We start from the raw sequence: 16,535 nt of genomic DNA, 5'->3' as shown, positions 1-16,535 counted from the left end.
CCTACAGTGATCGTGTGGCCGAGCCCGAGCAGAAGGTTCCGCAGGCGGTCGAACCCGGCGTCGTGGCACGCCTGGTCGCCGACGTATACCAGCTGTACCGCGCCGACGAATCCGGCGCACTGGCCGATTACATTCCGGAACTCGCTGCGGTCCAACCTGATTCGTTCGCCGTGTGCCTGGCCACCGCGGACGGCCGGTTCTACGGCGCGGGCGACGTCGCCACCATGTTCACCATCCAATCCATTTCCAAACCGTTCACTTACGCGCTCGCCCTGGCCGACAAGGGCCCCGCCGCGGTCGCCGAGCGCATCGATGTGGAACCCTCCGGCGAGCCGTTCAACGAGATCAGCCTGGACCCGGTGACCGAGCGACCGCGCAATCCGATGATCAACGCGGGCGCCATCACCGCCGCGTCCCTGGTCACCGGCGACGATCCCACCGACAAGTTCGAACGCATCCGGCGCTGCTACTCCCGATTCGCCGGACGCGAGCTGACGATGAACGAGGCGGTGTACGCCTCCGAGGCACGCACCGGCTTCCGCAATCGCGCCATCGGCTACATGCTGCGCTCCTTCGGCATCATCGACTCCGATCCGGACGAGGCGGTCGATCGGTATTTCCGGCAGTGCTCGCTCGATGTCACCTGCCGCGACCTCGCGCTGATGGCGGCGACGCTGGCCAACAACGGTCTCAACCCGGTGACCCGCGAGCGCGCATTGTCGGTCGCGCTGACCGAGCAGGTGCTCAGCGTCATGACCACCTGCGGCATGTACAACGCCGCGGGCGACTGGGTGACCACGGTCGGACTGCCTGCCAAGAGCGGTGTCGGCGGCGGGATACTCGCGGTGTTGCCCGGTCAGATCGGGATCGCCGTCTACTCCCCTCGGCTGGACGAGCACGGCAACAGCGTGCGCGGCGTTGCCGCATGCCGTGCGCTGTCGAAACGACTGGAACTGCACTTCCTGCACGTGACGCGATCCGGGCGCACCGCGATCCGGGCCGCGTACTCGGTGGCCGAGGCGCCCTCGCGACTTCGGCGCACCACCGAGGAGATGGCGGTGCTCGCCGAGCACGGTGACCGCGCTCGCGTGTACGAGCTGCACGGCGACCTCCTGTTCGCGGGTGCCGAACGTGCCGTGCGGGCCATCGAGGAGCAGTCGGGCGAGTTGGCGGCGCTGGTCGTCGACCTGCGCCGGGTGGGCGAGGTGAGCGAGATCGCGGTGCACATGCTCGACGAACTGCAGAACGAACTCGCCGCGGCGGGCTGCCGCGTCGCCATCGTCGATCCCGACGGCACGATGGGCCACCTGGTCTCGAGCCTGGTTCCGAATGATCCGCGCGGACGCGTCTTCGTCGACCGCGACACCGCCACCGAATGGTGCGAGGACATCGTGCTCGACCGGTACCGGCCCGCTGACGAACCGGCGTGCACCTCCATTCCGATCGAGGACCATCCCGCGCTCGCCGCACTGAACCCTGACAACCGGGCACGCCTGGCCAAGGATTTCGAGGTGCGCACCATCGCCCGCGGTGAAGTGATCGCGCGCCGCGGCAGCACCCGCTCGGGCCTGTACCTGATCCTGGAGGGGCGGGTGCGGATCACCTTCGAGGGCGCCGACGACGGGCGTACGCACCGGTTGGTGTCGCTGTCGGCAGGGATGTCGTTCGGCGAGATCCCGATGCTGGTCGGCACACCGTTCGTCAACGAAGCGCGCGCGGAGAGCGGTGTGCGGGTCGCGGTGCTGAGTCCGGAGCGTTTCGACGTGCTCACCGAGAAGGCGCCCGAGCTGAAACTTGCGCTGCTCGAGCGCCTGGCCGCGGGCGCGTACGCGCAGATGGACGCCGCCGTGCGCGCGATCGCGGTCCGCGGTGGCGACTATTGAGTTCGGCGGGCGGGGACATGTGCGCGGTATCGCCCGTTGAGCCCTGCGAGACCACGATCCCACCGAGTCAGGAGAGCGCCGTGAGCAAGAAGAAATCCGACGAAGCCGCCACGGGCGCGGTGACCACCTTCGGGAGCGGCAGCGCCCGCGCCACTCCCGACCTCATGCGCGTGACCATCTCGATCGAAACGCGGGCGAGCAAGGTCGCGCTCGCGTACGGGCAGGCCGGTGAGCGGGTCGCCGCCGTCACCGATTCGCTGCGCTCCGACGGGGTTTCGGGGGCCGACATCGCCACGAGCGGCCTGTCGGTGCGCACCGAGACCGTCTGGATCGAAGGTGGCGGTTCGAAGATCACCGGCTATCTCGCAACGACCGACCTGACCGTGGTGCTGCGCGATATCGGCGAGAACGCCGATCCCGGACCGGCCACCATCATCGCCAACGCCGTCGATGCGGGCGGCGACGATGTCCGGTTGGGCGGCCTCACCCTGACATTCGCCGATCAGGAAAGCCTGCTCACCCGGGCGCGCGACGCGGCATGGGACAACGCGCTCGCCAAGGCCGAGCAATATGCCGCCCGCGCGGGCCGCACGCTCGGGCCGGTACTCGAAATCACCGAGAACACCACCTCGGCACCGCAGGCCTACCCTCGCCTCCAAGCGATGTCCGCGCCCATGGACGCCGCCTATGGCGCGGCTCCGGTACCGGTCGAGCTCGGCGAATCCGAAATCAGTGCCGCCCTCCGCGCCACCTGGCAGCTCGACTAGACCGCCACCGAACCGATCGGCGGCATCGAGCAACGCGGCGGCCACCGGTTGGAGGCTGTGCGGCCGCGAGATATCCGAGGCGGCAGCGCATTCCGGGAAGCCGGTCGGTCGGTCGGATTTGCCACGGCACGGCGATGTCCTCGCCTATATTGAGAAATCGGTGGCCACCGTCACAGCTGCCGGGTGAGGATTTCGCATGTCGTTCGTGCTCATCGATAAACCGCGCCCACACGTCGCCCTGGTGACGCTGAACCGGCCGGATCGGATGAACGCGATGGCCTTCGATGTGATGATTCCGCTGCGCGAGGCGCTCGAGGAGGTCAGTGCCGACAACGACGTGCGGGTCGTGGTACTCACGGGAGCAGGGCACGGTTTCTGTTCCGGCGCGGATCTACAGAGTGCGGGGAAGGTGCCCGATACCGAGGGACTGACCGTCACCAGCGTCGCGCGGCGCTCGATGGATCTGCTGAACGACGTGATGATCACCCTGCGGCGCATGAACCAACCGGTCATCGGTGCGATCAACGGCGCGGCGATCGGCGGTGGCTTCTGTCTGAGCGTCGCCACCGACATCCGGATCGCGGGCGAGGACGCCTACTTCCGGGCGGCGGGGATCAACAATGGGCTCACGTCCGCGGAACTGGGCATCAGCTATCTGCTGCCTCGTGCCATCGGCTCCTCCCGTGCCTTCGAGATCATGCTGTCCGGACGCGACGTCGATGCCGCCGAGGCCGAGCGCATCGGCCTGGTCTCCCGCACCGTGCCGACCACGAAACTCCTGGAAACCTGTTACGACCTGGCCGAGCGGATCATCAGCTTCAGTCGGGTCGGCACGGAGCTCACCAAACGCATGCTGTGGAGCGGCATGGAGGCGGGCAGTTTCGAATCCCAGATGCAGCATGAGGGCATGGCGCAGCTCTACGTCCGACTCACCACCGGCAATTTCGACGAAGCCATCCGCGCGCGCCGCGACCGCCGCCCGCCCAGCTACGAAGACTGACCGTCTACTACTAGCGCCCGAGACCTTTCACCAACAAGGTCACCGTTTCCGTGCCGGCAATCCGGTCTTCGGAGATCTTCAGGTATTCCGGTGACTGCGCCCACTCCTGGAACGCCGACTCATCGGGGAAGGACATCAACACGACCTTCTCCCGATCCGATTACCCCTCGATCACCTGCGGGCTCTCATCGGCAGCAAGCAGCGTGCCCGAGTATCGAACGAAGATCTCCATGAAGCGCGCCTGGTAGCGGTCATAGGCGGCACGATCGGAGAACTTCAGCTGCGCGTCGACGTACACGGTCATGGGCGCGACTCTATGCCGCCGACCGGACGATCAACGCTCCAACAGCGCGAGACATTCGACATGGTGAGTGGCCGGGAACGCGTCGAAAGCCCGCAGCCCGGTGAGCTGATAGCCCGCCGACTGGTACAGCCCGAGGTCGCGGGCGAAAGCGGCCGGGTCGCAGCCGATGTGGATGATGCGGGCGGGATCGTGCTGGGTCAGTGCCGAGACGACTTCCTTGCCCGCGCCGGTGCGCGGCGGATCGAGCACCACCACTTCCGGTGCGGCACTGCCCTGTTCGGTCAGCCAGCGCTCGACCCGGTCCGCGCGCAGATCCACCCAGGGCAGGTCCAGCAGGGCCGCGTTGCCGTCGGCGACGGCGGTGCGGGCGGATTCCGCGGCGAGCACCGATCCATCCGGACCGACCTGGTCGGCCAGCCGGGCCGCGAAAACCCCGGTGCCGCTGTACAGATCCCAGGCGAGATCGCCGGAACCCAGGCCGGACCACTCGGCCACAATGTCCGAATAGCATTGCGCGGCACCATGATGCGCCTGCCAGAAGCCGGTCGCCGATAGTTCCCAGCGCCGATCGGCCACGTACTCGACCGCGCGCCCGGTGCCGTCCAGCACCGACTCCTCGCGTGGCGCATGCGTCGCCGCGCGACGCGCCGACGCGCTGCGCCGTTCGCCCGCCTGCGCCTCGCCATTGCGCAGCGCCCGCCGGTCGGGTCGCCCGCTGTCGCGCCTGCCACGACGCTCACCGCCACGCTCGTTACTCCGTGGCCGCTCGCTGCCGCGCCGGTCGTCCCCGCGACCACCCGCCGAAACCGGCACCGGCACCTCGAGTTCGACGATATGCCGCACTCCGTCGCCGTCGACCGCGATCACCAGATCCGCGCCGGGTGTCCAGGATTGCTCGGCCACTCCGTCCAACGCGCCGGGAACCGGTTGCGGGCAACGCAGATCGGCGATCACGTCGGTGCTGCGCAGCCGGTGCACTCCGGCCCGGCCCTGCGCGTCGACCACCAATCGAACCCGGGTGCGCCAACCGCCGATCTCGTCGGTGGAGCCGGTGATCGGCTCCACGGTGATCTCCCGCTCCACGCCGGCGATCCGACGCAACTGCTCGGCGACGACCATCGCCTTCAATGCCCGCTGCGCTGCCGGTGTGGCAAAGGAGAAGTCGCAGCAGCCCGCGCCGCCCGGTCCCGACACCGGGCAGGTCGCGGGAACCCGATCCGGTGACGCTTCGAGGATATCGATCGCGTCGGCCCGGCAGAACGAACCGCCGCGGTCTTCGGTAACCCGGACCCGCGCCAGCTCACCGGGGAGTCCGTGCCGGACGAAAACAACTCGCCCGTCGTGGCGTGCCACACAGAAGCCGCCGTGTCCCGGCGGGCCGAGCCGCACCTCGAAGGTGGTGTTGCGCCAGTCGGTCATCCGGTCCTGTCCTCGTACCCACGTCGCACCGCACCCGGCGCGTTGATCACGCCTGCCTGCCGCGCCCGGGTGGAGGAACTCAGCTGCCACGGCACGCTGGTCACCATCACCCCCGGCTCGAAAAGCAGCCTGCCCTTGAGCCGCAACGCGCTCTGGTTGTGCAGCACCTGTTCCCACCAGTGCCCGACCACGTACTCCGGAATGAACACCGTCACCACATCACGCGGCGAATCCTTGCGCACCCGCTTCACGTAATCGAGCACCGGTTTGGTGATTTCGCGGTACGGCGATTCGATCACCTTGAGCGGCACATTGATATCGCTCTGCTCCCATTCCCGGACCAGCCCCCTGGTGTCGGCTTCGTCGACGTTCACCGTCACCGCCTCCAGGGTGTCAGGGCGGGTGGCACGAGCGTAGGCCAGCGCCCTCCTGGTCGGCAGGTGCAGTCGGGACACCAGCACGATCGAATGCGAGCGGCTGGGCAGTACACCGTCCCACTCGTGTTCGTCCAGCTCGCGCGAGACCGAGTCGTAGTGGCGGCGAATCATTTTCATCACCACGAAGATCGCGACCATGGTGAAGATGGCGATGTAGGCCCCCGCGAAGAACTTCGTGATGAGCACGATGACCAACACCGCGCCGGTCGCGGTGAGCCCGATCGCGTTGATCACTCGTGAGCGCATCATCCTGGCACGCTGCGCCGGATCGGTTTCGGTGCGCAGTAAGCGCGTCCAGTGCCGCAGCATGCCCGTCTGGCTGAGCACGAACGATACGAACACACCCACGATGTAGAGCTGGATCAGCTTGGTCACCTCGGCGCCGAACAGCACGACGAACGCGATGGCGGCACCGGAGAGGAACAGAATGCCGTTGCTGAAGGCGAGCCGGTCGCCACGGGTGTGCAACTGCCGGGGCAGGTAGCGGTCTTGCGCCAGAATCGAGCCGAGCACCGGGAATCCGTTGAACGCCGTATTGGCGGCGAGCACGAGGATCAGCGCCGTCACACTCGTGATGAAGAAGAAGCCGATCGGGAACCCGTGGAACACCGTCTCGGCGAGCTGCGCGATGAGCGTCTTCTGATGGTAGTCGGCAGGCGCGCCGGACAGCTCGGACACGTTGTGCGCGTAGACGATCCCGATCTTCTGGGCCAGGATGATGATGCCCATCAACAGCACGATCGCGATGGTCCCGAGCATCAGTAGGGTGGTTGCGGCATTGCGCGACTTCGGCTTCCGGAAGGCGGGCACCCCGTTGCTGATCGCCTCGACACCGGTGAGCGCGGCACAGCCGGAGGAGAACGAGCGCGCGATCAGGAAGGCGAACGCGAGACCATAGAGGTGCTCCTCCTCGGCGTTGAGCTGGAAGCCCGCCGATTCCGCCTGCAGGTCGTCACCGAGGACGAAGATTCGGAACATCCCCCACGCGAGCATCGCGAACATGCCGATGATGAACGCATAGGTCGGAATCGCGAACGCGGTGCCCGACTCGCGCACGCCGCGCAGGTTGATCGCGGTCAGCACGGCAATGGCGACCACGGCGAACAACACCTTGTGCGTATCCACGAACGGGATCGCCGATCCGATATTGGAGGCCGCGGAAGAGATCGACACCGCGACAGTGAGCACATAGTCGACGAGCAATGCGCTGCCGACGGTGAGCCCGGCATTGGGGCCGAGATTGGTGGTGGCAACCTCGTAGTCACCACCGCCGGACGGATAGGCGTGCACGTTCTGCCGGTAGCTGGCCACCACCACGGCCATGACGAAGGCGACCGCGAGTCCGACCCACGGGGCGTACACGTAGGCCGAAATTCCGGCCACCGACAGGGTCAGAAAGATTTCCTCTGGCGCGTACGCAACCGACGACATGGCATCGGAGGCGAACACAGGGAGCGCGATTCGCTTCGGCAGCAGGGTGTGGCCCAGCGAATCGCTACGGAAAGGCCTACCCAGCAGCACCCGTTTGGCTGCCGTCGTCAACTTGGACACTGGAGCGAGCATAGATCCCCGAACGGTTGATCGCGCCTGGGGGCGGCCCGCGTCGCAGGTTTGACTTCCGGTCAGAGGGGGAAAGTGGGCCATGGACGCTCTCGGCGGGTACGGTTTTGCCGAAGACAAGCAGACCGAACGGCACGAACGGCTGCATCGCCTTCGCTCGGCTCGACGCCACAGGTGTCGACGGACCTTGTCCGGCTGTTGGATCGTTTCCAGGAACGAGGTTGCACGGTGTACGTAGTGATCATGGGGTGCGGGCGCGTGGGTTCGTCGCTGGCACGCGCCCTGGTCCGGGTAGGTCACGAGGTCACGGTGATCGACCGGGACCCGAGCGCCTTCCTGCGTCTCGGCGAGGACTTCCCAGGTGAACAGATCGTCGGCGTCGGGTTCGACAGGGACGTGCTGGTTCGCTCCGGAATAGAGCGTGCGGACGCGTTCGCCGCGGTGTCCTCCGGCGACAACTCCAACATCATCTCGGCGCGCGTCGCTCGCGAAACCTTCGGCGTCGAGCGCGTCGTCGCCCGCATCTACGACGCGAAACGCGCCGCGGTCTATGAACGGCTCGGTATTCCGACGATCGCCACGGTGCCGTGGACGACCGACCGGTTCCTTACCGCGCTCATCGGCGACAGCGGCACCACCACCTGGCGCGACCCCACCGGCACTGTCGCCGTGGCCCAGCTGGCGCTGCACGAGGAGTGGTACGGCCGCACGGTGCGCGATCTGGAACGCGCCGTCGGCGCCAGGGTGGCGTTCATCATCCGATTCGGTCAAGGGCTGTTGCCCGACAGCAAAACCATGGTTCAGGCCGACGACATCGTCTACGTCGCCGCCACCTCCGGCAGCGTCGGCGAGGCCGTCGCATTGGCCGGTAAGCCCCCAGCAAGCGAGGACTGAACATGAAAGTGGCGATCGCCGGAGCCGGCGCCGTTGGCCGATCGATAGCCAGGGAGCTCCTGCGCGGCGGCCACCGCGTGATGCTGCTCGAACGTCAGCTCGATCACATCGACCCGACCGCCATCCCGGACGCCGTGTGGGTGCATGCCGACGCCTGTGAGCTCGCGCTGCTCGAGGACGCGGGGCTGGAGACCTACGAGGTCGTCATCGCCGCCACCGGCGACGACAAGGCAAATCTGGTGCATGCCCTGCTCGCCAAGACCGAGTTCGGGGTGCGCCGCGTAGTGGCCAGGGTCAACGACCCGCGCAACGAATGGCTCTTCGACCCCTCCTGGGGCGTCGATGTCGCCGTGTCGACGCCGCGGCTGCTCGCCTCGCTGGTCGAGGAGGCGGTGTCGGTCGGCGACCTGGTCCGGCTGATGACGCTGCGACAGGGTCAGGCCAATCTCGTCGAGATCACCCTGCCCGCCGACACCGCGCTGGCAGGCAAACCGGTGCGCACACTCACCTTGCCGCGCGACGCCGCGCTGGTGACGATCCTGCGTGGCGGCCGGGTGATCGTGCCGCAGCCCGACGACCCGTTCGAGGGCGACGACGAGCTGCTGTTCGTGACCTCCGTGGAGGCCGAAGAAGATCTGCGGGTGGCGCTGGCCCACCACGGCATCAAGCCATAACACCCCGATAGGGCCGGATGCCTACGCGGATCCGGCCGTGTCAGGCAGCGGCGAGCTCGGCGCGCAGCTTGTTGAGCGCGCGGTGCTGCATCACCCGAACCACGCCGGGGCTGGTGCCGATCGCCTCCGCGGTCTGCGCGGCGCTCCAGCCGAGCACGATCCGCATGACCAGCACTTCGCGGTGCGCGGGCGCCAGAATCTTCATCAATTCCCTTGTCACGTCGCGACGTTCGGACGCCAACGCCCATTCCTCCGGGCCCGCCGCGGTCGAGACCGTGTCCGGCACGTCGGCCACCGGGTAGCTCGGGTGCATCTGCGAACGCCGGAACGCGTCGGCGACCTTGTTCGCCGCGATCCCGTACACGAAGGCCAGGAACGACTTTCCCTGATCCCGGTAACGCGGGATGGCGTTGACGGTGGCCATCAGAATTTCCTGCACCACATCGTCGGCAGTGACGTGCAGGTGTGAGGTATTGCCCAGGCGCGCACCGCAATACCGGCGAACCAGCGGATGGACCAGGCGCACGATCTCGGTGACGGCCTGCCGGTCGCCCGCCGCGGCGGGTCCGATCCAGGTGTCGAGCTCCGCGGAGATTCGGCGGCTCTCCGAGAATGCCGGGCTGTTGTGCCCGCGGGTCTTCGACAGTGCCGCAATGTTGTGCTCGGTAGCCATCTTCCGAGTCCTTTCGCCGATGTTGCGCTTTTTTGTCTCGCAACGATCGTCTGATGAACTCGGCGTTCCAACCAGTAACCCCAGGGTGGGTACTCCCCCACCTCCGCGGTGCGTGTTACCTCACCCCTGTGTGAATCCCCGGCCGCACCGGACCGCCACGGTCGCGGAATCCCACGAGGTCGCGACCGGCGCGGAATCCCACGGGCACTGCGACCGCGTGAATACTCGGGCCGATCCCGTGGCGGGCCCTCAGGCAGCTTCGGCAGTCGTCGCGCGGCGGACCGGCGTGTGCCCGGCCCTGCGCACCGCCCACACGGTGACGGCCAGCGCGACCGCCGTCAGTGGCCACCCCATCGCGATACGGGCCGCGGCAAGCCAGCCGGTGTGGTCGGAGTCGTAGAGCTGCGACTGCACCAGGTAGCGGGCCGCGAACACCAGCACCCAGATAGTGGTCGCGACGTCGTAGAGGCGCACCACGCGCCGATCGGTCCGCCAGTCGGAGCCGTGCCCGTTCAACACGCCCCAGATGACGCCCACCAACGGCCGGCGCACCAGCATCGACACCAAGAAGACGCCGGCATACACGAGGCTGGTGTAGATGCCGAACAGGAAGAAGCCCTTCGCTTCGCCCATGCGGTAGGCGATGAACGCGCAGATGCCGACACCGACAAACCCGGAGATAGCAGGTTGAATCGGGCTGCGGCGTATCAGGCGCCAGATGAGAATCGCGGCGGCCACGCCAAGGGCCGCCCAGATCGCCGCGGTGAGACCGGCGACGGTGTTCACGGGGACGAACACGAGGACCGGCAGCGTCGAATAGATCAGGCCGCTGAAGCCGCCCAGCTGCTCGAGCAGCGTCTGCTCGACCGTGTCCGCTGTCTGGTCGAGCGGTCGCGCGGGATCTGCCTGCCGGTGCCGACCGGAATCGACCGCGGCGCGCGGCGCGTCCTTCACCACCGCACCGGGTTCGGCGGGCTCACGCATCCCGGTATCGATCGACTTGTCGGCGGCGTTCTCGTTGCTCGATGGCATACGTCAGCTGTTCCCGCGCAATTCGTAGTAGGGGTTGTAGATCACCTTGCGGCCGTCCCGGTCGCCGACCCGGCCACGGACCAGGATGCGCCTGCCCGGCTCGATCCCGGGAATTCGCCTGCGCCCGATCCACACCAAGGTGATGGCGTCGGTGCCATCGAAGAATTCTGCCTGAACACTGGCGCCCGCGGACTTCGGACACGCCTCGACACTCCGTAATCGGCCGAGCATGGTGGCTTCGTCACCGCGTCGACACTCCGATGCCCGACACGCTCCCGAGGCATCTGCTGTCTCGGCGAGTTCTTCGGCGTCCAACCGATCGAGGTCCTCGGTCAGTCTGCGGCCCAAACGGCGAAAATAACCTGAGGCAGCGGATGGCATTGCACGCTCTCCTGCATGGAGCAAGACGACGTGGGTTGCACGCCATCGTGGTTTTCCGGTAACGACCGGCTATTGGCCGTATACCCGCCACTGTAGATGGGCAACCCTGCCCCCGCTACGCTCGGTCCGATGTTCGAGACCCCCTCTCCCGCGGTTGTCGTCGCGCTGCCGGGCACCGGATCCGACGCCGACTTCGCCCGCCGCGCGTTCGAACCTGCCTGCGTAGCCCGCAAAACCGCGTTCCTGGCTGTCGAACCGGACCCAGGCGCTGTCGTCGCATCGTGCCGGGCGGCATTGGACGCCGCGGCCCGCTCCGGACCGGTGCTGGTGACGGGAATCTCCCTCGGCGCCGCGATTGCCGTGGAATGGGCGGCCGAACACCCCGACGCCGTCGTCGGCGTGGTGGCGGCGCTGCCCGCGTGGACCGGATCCGACACCGCCACCTGCCCCGCCGCGCTCAGCGCCGCCGCGACGGCCGCACAGTTGCGGGCCGACGGTCTGGACGCGGTGATCGAGCGGATGCGAGCGAGCAGCCCACGCTGGCTGGCCGATGCGCTCACCCAGTCGTGGCGCGCCCAGTGGCCGCAACTGCCCGACGCGCTCGAGGAGGCCGCCGACTACAAGTGGCCGGGCACCGAGCGTCTCGCCACTCTCGATGTCCCGGTCGCCCTGGTCACCGCGGTCGACGACCCGGTGCACCCGCTCGCGGTCGCCGAGGAATGGGCCACGCTGATCCCTCGCTCCGAGCTGATCCGGATCACCCTCGCCGAACTGGGCGAAGATCCGGCGATCCTTGGGAAGACCGGGCTGTCCGCATTCAATTGAGCGACACTGACAGCCGCGGCCTACCGCGAGCGAGCGAACCTTACGAGCGACGTTCACTTCGGCCTACCGCGAGGGAGCGAGTCTTACGAGCGACGTTCGCGGCCGGGGCGGCCGCCGCTTGGCGCACGCGGGCGGCCAACAAGGGCCGCGAGGGCGCGCGGGCGGGCCCCCTCGGCGCCCCCCCGCACCGGCGGGCCGCGGCCGCCGCCCCGCCCCCCTTCGCCGGCCGCGAACACGCAGCGCCGCAGGCGCTGCAAATCGGATACAGATCAGTTCAAGCCGAGCTGCTGCATCGCGGATCCGTCGGCGCCACGCCGGGGTTCCTGCGGCATCCGCGGCGGGATCACCGTGGCGGGCGTGGCCTGGGCCGCGGCTTGGGCGGCCGCGGCTTGCTGCTGCGCCTCCACCTGCTGCTGATGTGCGGCGGCGAGCTGCTCGGCCAGTTCCTGCGGCAGCACCACGGCGAGGGGTTCACGCACCGGCATCGGGTCGTCGCCGCGGCGAATCACGGTCTCGCTGAGGATAGCTCGCGCGGCCGCGACCAGCGGTCCGTCCGCTTCGGCGGCGCCTGCCGGACCCGCGGCGACAAGGCGGACCATCCAGCGAGGCCCGTCGACTCCGATGAATCGGAGATCCGCGCCCTCGGTGATGGCGAGCAGCTCGCGGCCCCACGGTCCGGTCTCGACCGCGACCCTGGCGCCGTCCTTGCGTAGCGATTCGGCGAGATCGGCTGCCACCATGCGCCATTGGCCCGCCGACTTCGGCGCCGCGTAGGCCGCGACGGTGATCCGGCCGTGTTCGGTGGCCAGGTGCACCGCCTGCGGGGTGCCGTCGGGAGTCATCTCGACCTGCAGCTGGCCGCCTGGCGGCACCGGCAGAATCACCGACCCGAGGTCGAGGCGCTGGTCGGCCACATCCTCGAGCAGCTCGGCGACATCGCCGTAGTCGTAGGGGCCGGACTTCGGCGCGTCGGCGTCATCGTCGTAGTCGTCATCGTCGTAGTCGGCATCGTCGTAGTCGGCCGCGGCGTACGCGGCCGGGACGTAATCGGCTGGGACGATGGGGTTTTCGTCGGTGATGGGCTCATCGATCGGGATGATGGGGTTTTCGTCGGTGATGGGCTCATCGTCGTAGCCCGGCTGCGCGTACGCGGCGTCCATGTACTCGGCACCCTCGTCGTACAGCTCATCGGCATATCGGTCGTCGGACTTCTTCTTCTTTCCGAACATTGCTGTCATGCCTCCTTACCTGCCGAGCCCGCCCCATCGGCCTGCGCGGTCAGACTCGCGTGACCGCCGCTCGAGCCGTATCCGCCCGCGCCGCGCGCGGTGTCGTCGAGCGTGTCGACCTCGACGAAATCGACCAGCTCCACTCGCTGCACGAGCAGCTGCGCGATCCGGTCGCCGCGCCGCAGCTCGATCGGGGTGCGCAGGTCGTGATTGATCAGGCACACCTTGATTTCACCGCGATACCCCGCGTCGACCGTGCCGGGGGTATTGACCACTGACAGCCCGGTTTTGGCCGCGAGGCCCGACCGGGGATGGATGAGGCCGACGGTGCCCACGGGCAGCGCGACGGCGACGCCGGTGCCGACGAGCACCCGCTCGCCCGGCTCCAGGATGACGTCTTCCGTGGTGCACAGATCCACGCCCGCGTCACCGTGATGGGCGCGCGCGGGCATGGGGATGCCGGGATCAAGCCGCAGCAAGGGTATGGGTGAAAGTGCGTTCACGTTGATCGAGCCTACGCGTAAGCCGCTGACCACCGTGACTTAGTGTTGAGTCGTGTCGGACCAGCCCAATCCCGCGACGACGGACCACGAAAACAACCGCCAGCACCCCTACCGCGAACGCCTGTGGGTGCCGCTGTGGTGGTGGCCGGTGGCCTTCGCCATCACCGGGCTGCTTGCCGCCGAAATCCATATGGGCGCTCCAGGAGTCCGGGCGTGGCTGCCGTATGTGGCGCTGTTCCCGGTGCCGGTGTGGGTGCTGTTGTGGCTGAGCCGCCATCAGGTGGAGGTCGCGCCGGATTCGACCGGCACGCCGGAACTGCGCGTCGATCGCGCGCATCTGCCCGCGACCTTTGTGGCGCGCGCAGCAGCTGTCGCGCCGACAGCGAAAAGCGCGGCGCTGGGTCGCCAGCTCGACCCGGCCGCCTATGTACAACATCGGCCGTGGATCGGACCGATGGTCGTGCTCGTGCTCGATGACCCGGACGATCCGACGCCGTACTGGCTGGTCAGTACGCGACGGCCCGAACGGGTCCTTGCCGCGCTTGGCATACCTGGCACGGGGCCTGGTGTGCCGAGCGCGGGCTGACCTCGATCTCGCTACGAGATCAGGCGGCGCAGTCCATGCAAATCAACTGACCGCCGCTTTCGCTGGCCAGCCTGCTCCGGTGATGAACCAGGAAACAGCTGGAACAGGTGAACTCATCGGCCTGCTTCGGGATCACTCGAACCGTCAGCACTTCCTCGGACAGGTCCGCGCCGGGAAGCTCGAACGACTCCGCGGTATCGGATTCGTCGATATCCACGACGGCGGACTGTGCCTCGTTGCGACGAGCCTTCAGCTCCTCCAGCGAATCTTCCGACACTTCGTCGGTTTCGGTGCGCCTCGGTGCGTCATAGTCGGTTGCCATGTCGTCTTCCCCTCGTCCTTACTCCGTATATCCCGGACCGGCCGCATCAGTCCCGATTCCTCTCGGAATCGCGCTGACCCGCACCGCCCCGCCGGTGGCGCACATCACACGTGCACCGGTCGCCTATCAGGTCGGACCCATTCAGCCCATCACTGATAGCGTTTGGTGAACGCAGGACATGCCCTGCTTGTTCCCGCGACCGACCACCATTTTCGCCGCCAGTGATTCGATCTGGGCCGCCAGACAATAGCGGACCGCGCGGCAAAAGTCGCAATCAAAACACAGACGAGTCGAAACCGACGACGAATCGACACCGTTCGTCGAACTCGCCGAGACCTTGCGCACCGTCACCGAGACAATTTCGTACAGTGTGCTGGTGGTTTCACTGATCACCGAAGGCAGCGCAACGGATCAACGGGGTCAACCCTTCCTCCGACGGCGTAATCAGCCATGGCTCATCCTGGTCGGCGTGTTGGTGCTGATCTGCACAGTTGTGTGGATCAGGGCTCTGACGACCGAGGACGACGGCAGCACGGCCATGTCGTGCAACTCTCCGAGCCCGGCAACCGACGCGAAAGCGCCGCCACCTGCGCCCTTAGGGCAGCGGGTCGGATCGTCGCGGCTACAGGACGTCGATCCGGCGCCGCTGGCCTCGTCGAAGGTCCGGGTGCTCAATGCCAACAACAAGAGCGGCCAGGCCTCGCACATCGCCACGGCGCTCGGCGATCTCGGCTTCGCCAGCGCACCTGGGCAGCAATTCGGTAACGATCAGGTATACGTCAGCGGTGACCTGGAATGCACCGGCCAGATCCGCTTCGGTGTGAACGGCCGCCCGGCCGCCGCCTCCGTACAGCTGGTCGCGCCGTGTGCTGAGCTGATCGAGGATCAGCGCGGCGACGACACCGTGGATCTGGTGCTCGGTTCGGTGTTCGGTGAGTCACTGCGGCCGAGTACCGATGCCGAGGAGGTGCTGCGTTCGCTGAAGAACCCGGCGCCGGGTGGTTCGCCGTCGATCGACGGCACGCTGCTGGCGGCCGCACGAAAGAGCCGTTGCTGAACCTCGTGTCCCCGGCTCGGCGCTGAACCGTTCAGCGCCGAGCCTGCCGCACCGAGTCCGCTAGGCGTCCGGGATCGGGTCGGTGGCGCCGACCCGATCGAGCAGCTCGGTCAACTCATCGGCGATTCCCGGGGCCATGGCGACCACCAGATCGCCTGCCGCGCCGGGGTTGATGGCCGGTGGCAGGACGAGCCGCGCGCCCGCCTCCGCGGCGATCAGGGCCCCGGCCGCCCAGTCCCACGCATTGAGCCCGTGCTCGTAGTAGGCATCGACACGGCCGGACGCGACCAGGCACAAATCGAGGGCCGCCGCACCGAACCGCCGGATGTCCCGAATGTTCGGCAGCACCTCGGCGACCAAGGCGGCCTGCCTGGCGCGCCGGTGTGTGCCATAGGCGAATCCGGTGGCCACCAATGCCAGCGACATCGACTCCACCGGCGTGCAGCGCAATTGTTCGACGGTGCCGTCGGCATCCTCGCGCACCGCGCCGAGGCCGAGCCCGGCGCTGTAGGTCGATGCCCGCGCGACATCGACAACCGCGCCCGCGACGGGCCGTCCGCCGCGGACCGCGGCGACCGACACGGCATAGCCCGGGATGCCGTAGAGAAAATTGACGGTGCCATCGATCGGGTCGACCACCCAGTAGATCGTGTCCGGTGCGCCGCCTGCCAGGCTGCCGCCGCCCTCCTCACCGAGGATCGGGTCGCCGGGGCGCAGGTCGGCGAGCAGCTCGCGGATCAGTTCTTCGGTCTCGGTGTCCACGACGGTCACCGGGTCGGTGGGATGTCCTTTCGTCTGCACGTCACCGGCGACGCGCGCGCCGTCCGGACCGAAGACCTCCGGACGGCGCGCCCGGACGTGGGGGGGGGGGGGGGGCGCGCGCTGGTGGGGCCGGCGGGACCCCGCGGCCGCGCCGCCCCCGGGCGGGGCGGGGGCGCTCCGGCCCCGGCGGGGGCCCCCCGCACCGCACACCGCGACCGTCCGCCCCA

At 68.0% G+C, this 16,535-nt stretch carries 18 protein-coding genes and 1 pseudogene; 8 read left to right on the top strand and 11 right to left on the bottom strand.

What is annotated here, in order from left to right; all coding sequences use genetic code 11:
• The first annotated feature begins 14 nt into the window (after window positions 1-14).
• The 3 genes from glsA to ACFU4Z_RS21400 all read left to right on the top strand — a co-directional run bounded on the left by glsA (window position 15) and on the right by ACFU4Z_RS21400 (window position 3,650).
• Window positions 15-1,883: a glutaminase A gene (gene glsA / locus ACFU4Z_RS21410; protein WP_379065588.1), complete on the top strand. Its 1,869-nt coding sequence runs from the start codon at window positions 15-17 to the stop codon at window positions 1,881-1,883.
• A gap of 80 nt (window positions 1,884-1,963) precedes the next feature.
• Window positions 1,964-2,650 (top strand): SIMPL domain-containing protein, encoded by a 687-nt coding sequence (locus ACFU4Z_RS21405; protein WP_379065586.1) that lies wholly within the window; start codon window positions 1,964-1,966, stop codon window positions 2,648-2,650.
• A 196-nt stretch (window positions 2,651-2,846) separates the two neighbouring features.
• Window positions 2,847-3,650: an enoyl-CoA hydratase gene (locus ACFU4Z_RS21400; protein ID WP_379065584.1), complete on the top strand. Its 804-nt coding sequence runs from the start codon at window positions 2,847-2,849 to the stop codon at window positions 3,648-3,650.
• A gap of 10 nt (window positions 3,651-3,660) precedes the next feature.
• On the opposite strand, the pseudogene ACFU4Z_RS21395 reads toward ACFU4Z_RS21400, so the two are convergent.
• From ACFU4Z_RS21395 to ACFU4Z_RS21385, 3 genes and pseudogenes are all read right to left on the bottom strand, one after another.
• A pseudogene (locus ACFU4Z_RS21395) lies at window positions 3,661-3,954 on the bottom strand (DUF1330 domain-containing protein).
• A 30-nt stretch (window positions 3,955-3,984) separates the two neighbouring features.
• Complete coding sequence (locus ACFU4Z_RS21390) at window positions 3,985-5,373, bottom strand: class I SAM-dependent RNA methyltransferase (protein WP_379065582.1); 1,389 nt, start codon at window positions 5,371-5,373, stop codon at window positions 3,985-3,987.
• Window positions 5,370-7,361, bottom strand: coding sequence for an APC family permease (locus ACFU4Z_RS21385; protein ID WP_379065580.1), 1,992 nt, complete (start codon window positions 7,359-7,361; stop codon window positions 5,370-5,372). Before ACFU4Z_RS21385 ends, ACFU4Z_RS21390 begins: the two co-directional genes overlap by 4 nt.
• A 237-nt stretch (window positions 7,362-7,598) precedes the next feature.
• Between ACFU4Z_RS21385 and ACFU4Z_RS21380 the strand changes: the two genes are divergently transcribed.
• Together ACFU4Z_RS21380 and ACFU4Z_RS21375 are read left to right on the top strand one after the other, a co-directional pair.
• The gene (locus ACFU4Z_RS21380) at window positions 7,599-8,264 is read left to right on the top strand and encodes a potassium channel family protein (protein ID WP_379065578.1); all 666 of its coding nucleotides are present in this window, start codon (window positions 7,599-7,601) and stop codon (window positions 8,262-8,264) included.
• Between the two features lie 2 nt (window positions 8,265-8,266).
• Entirely contained in the window at window positions 8,267-8,938 is a 672-nt protein-coding gene (locus tag ACFU4Z_RS21375; protein ID WP_328403473.1) for a TrkA family potassium uptake protein, read from the top strand.
• Between the two features lie 40 nt (window positions 8,939-8,978).
• Here ACFU4Z_RS21375 and ACFU4Z_RS21370 read toward each other — a convergent pair whose 3' ends face one another.
• The 3 genes from ACFU4Z_RS21370 to ACFU4Z_RS21360 all read right to left on the bottom strand — a co-directional run bounded on the left by ACFU4Z_RS21370 (window position 8,979) and on the right by ACFU4Z_RS21360 (window position 11,024).
• The gene (locus ACFU4Z_RS21370; protein ID WP_379065575.1) at window positions 8,979-9,611 is read right to left on the bottom strand and encodes a sigma-70 family RNA polymerase sigma factor; all 633 of its coding nucleotides are present in this window, start codon (window positions 9,609-9,611) and stop codon (window positions 8,979-8,981) included.
• Window positions 9,612-9,860: 249 nt separating this feature from the next.
• Window positions 9,861-10,643, bottom strand: coding sequence for a DUF3159 domain-containing protein (locus ACFU4Z_RS21365; RefSeq protein ID WP_379065573.1), 783 nt, complete (start codon window positions 10,641-10,643; stop codon window positions 9,861-9,863).
• A 3-nt stretch (window positions 10,644-10,646) separates the two neighbouring features.
• Window positions 10,647-11,024, bottom strand: coding sequence for an OB-fold nucleic acid binding domain-containing protein (locus ACFU4Z_RS21360; RefSeq protein ID WP_379065571.1), 378 nt, complete (start codon window positions 11,022-11,024; stop codon window positions 10,647-10,649).
• A gap of 129 nt (window positions 11,025-11,153) precedes the next feature.
• Between ACFU4Z_RS21360 and ACFU4Z_RS21355 the strand changes: the two genes are divergently transcribed.
• Entirely contained in the window at window positions 11,154-11,849 is a 696-nt protein-coding gene (locus ACFU4Z_RS21355) for an alpha/beta fold hydrolase (protein ID WP_379065569.1), read from the top strand.
• Window positions 11,850-12,118: 269 nt separating this feature from the next.
• On the opposite strand, the gene ACFU4Z_RS21350 is transcribed toward ACFU4Z_RS21355, so the two are convergent.
• Window positions 12,119-13,078 carry a DUF3710 domain-containing protein gene (locus tag ACFU4Z_RS21350; protein ID WP_379065967.1) on the bottom strand — a complete coding sequence of 320 codons (960 nt, stop codon included), beginning with the start codon at window positions 13,076-13,078 and terminating at the stop codon, window positions 12,119-12,121.
• Between the two features lie 5 nt (window positions 13,079-13,083).
• Window positions 13,084-13,581: a dUTP diphosphatase gene (dut, locus tag ACFU4Z_RS21345; RefSeq protein WP_379065567.1), complete on the bottom strand. Its 498-nt coding sequence runs from the start codon at window positions 13,579-13,581 to the stop codon at window positions 13,084-13,086.
• A gap of 52 nt (window positions 13,582-13,633) precedes the next feature.
• Between dut and ACFU4Z_RS21340 the strand changes: the two genes are divergently transcribed.
• Window positions 13,634-14,167 (top strand): DUF3093 domain-containing protein, encoded by a 534-nt coding sequence (locus ACFU4Z_RS21340; protein ID WP_379065565.1) that lies wholly within the window; start codon window positions 13,634-13,636, stop codon window positions 14,165-14,167.
• 19 nt (window positions 14,168-14,186) lie between these two features.
• On the opposite strand, the gene ACFU4Z_RS21335 is transcribed toward ACFU4Z_RS21340, so the two are convergent.
• Both ACFU4Z_RS21335 and ACFU4Z_RS21330 read right to left on the bottom strand, forming a co-directional pair.
• A complete protein-coding gene (locus ACFU4Z_RS21335; RefSeq protein WP_062988999.1) occupies window positions 14,187-14,489 on the bottom strand; it encodes a DUF4193 domain-containing protein in 303 nt (100 codons plus the stop codon).
• A 141-nt stretch (window positions 14,490-14,630) separates the two neighbouring features.
• The gene (locus ACFU4Z_RS21330; RefSeq protein ID WP_379065563.1) at window positions 14,631-14,882 is read right to left on the bottom strand and encodes a hypothetical protein; all 252 of its coding nucleotides are present in this window, start codon (window positions 14,880-14,882) and stop codon (window positions 14,631-14,633) included.
• On the opposite strand from ACFU4Z_RS21330, the gene cei reads away from it, so the two are divergent.
• Window positions 14,866-15,546, top strand: coding sequence for an envelope integrity protein Cei (gene cei / locus ACFU4Z_RS21325; RefSeq protein ID WP_379065561.1), 681 nt, complete (start codon window positions 14,866-14,868; stop codon window positions 15,544-15,546). The two genes, ACFU4Z_RS21330 and cei, sit on opposite strands and share 17 nt — an antisense overlap.
• A 60-nt stretch (window positions 15,547-15,606) precedes the next feature.
• Here the strand turns inward: cei and ACFU4Z_RS21320 are convergent, their stop codons facing one another.
• Window positions 15,607-16,518 carry an inositol monophosphatase family protein gene (locus ACFU4Z_RS21320; protein WP_379065965.1) on the bottom strand — a complete coding sequence of 304 codons (912 nt, stop codon included), beginning with the start codon at window positions 16,516-16,518 and terminating at the stop codon, window positions 15,607-15,609.
• Window positions 16,519-16,535 lie beyond the last annotated feature (17 nt).

The organism is Nocardia sp. NPDC057440 (assembly GCF_042802915.1).
GTDB lineage: Bacteria > Actinomycetota > Actinomycetes > Mycobacteriales > Mycobacteriaceae > Nocardia.
The sequence above is the reverse complement of the archived record's forward strand: the minus strand, read 5'-3'. Positions and strand labels throughout refer to the sequence as shown.

Excerpts from the sequence above, each read along its gene's own strand:
- ACFU4Z_RS21360 (WP_379065571.1), bottom strand. The coding sequence starts at position 11,024 with ATGCCATCCGCTGCCTCAGGTTATTTTCGCCGTTTGGGCCGCAGACTG.
- ACFU4Z_RS21335 (WP_062988999.1), bottom strand. The coding sequence starts at position 14,489 with ATGGCAACCGACTATGACGCACCGAGGCGCACCGAAACCGACGAAGTG.
- ACFU4Z_RS21375 (WP_328403473.1), top strand. The coding sequence starts at position 8,267 with ATGAAAGTGGCGATCGCCGGAGCCGGCGCCGTTGGCCGATCGATAGCC.
- ACFU4Z_RS21350 (WP_379065967.1), bottom strand. The coding sequence starts at position 13,078 with ATGTTCGGAAAGAAGAAGAAGTCCGACGACCGATATGCCGATGAGCTG.
- ACFU4Z_RS21370 (WP_379065575.1), bottom strand. The coding sequence starts at position 9,611 with ATGGCTACCGAGCACAACATTGCGGCACTGTCGAAGACCCGCGGGCAC.
- ACFU4Z_RS21390 (WP_379065582.1), bottom strand. The coding sequence starts at position 5,373 with ATGACCGACTGGCGCAACACCACCTTCGAGGTGCGGCTCGGCCCGCCG.
- ACFU4Z_RS21355 (WP_379065569.1), top strand. The coding sequence starts at position 11,154 with ATGTTCGAGACCCCCTCTCCCGCGGTTGTCGTCGCGCTGCCGGGCACC.
- ACFU4Z_RS21365 (WP_379065573.1), bottom strand. The coding sequence starts at position 10,643 with ATGCCATCGAGCAACGAGAACGCCGCCGACAAGTCGATCGATACCGGG.
- ACFU4Z_RS21400 (WP_379065584.1), top strand. The coding sequence starts at position 2,847 with ATGTCGTTCGTGCTCATCGATAAACCGCGCCCACACGTCGCCCTGGTG.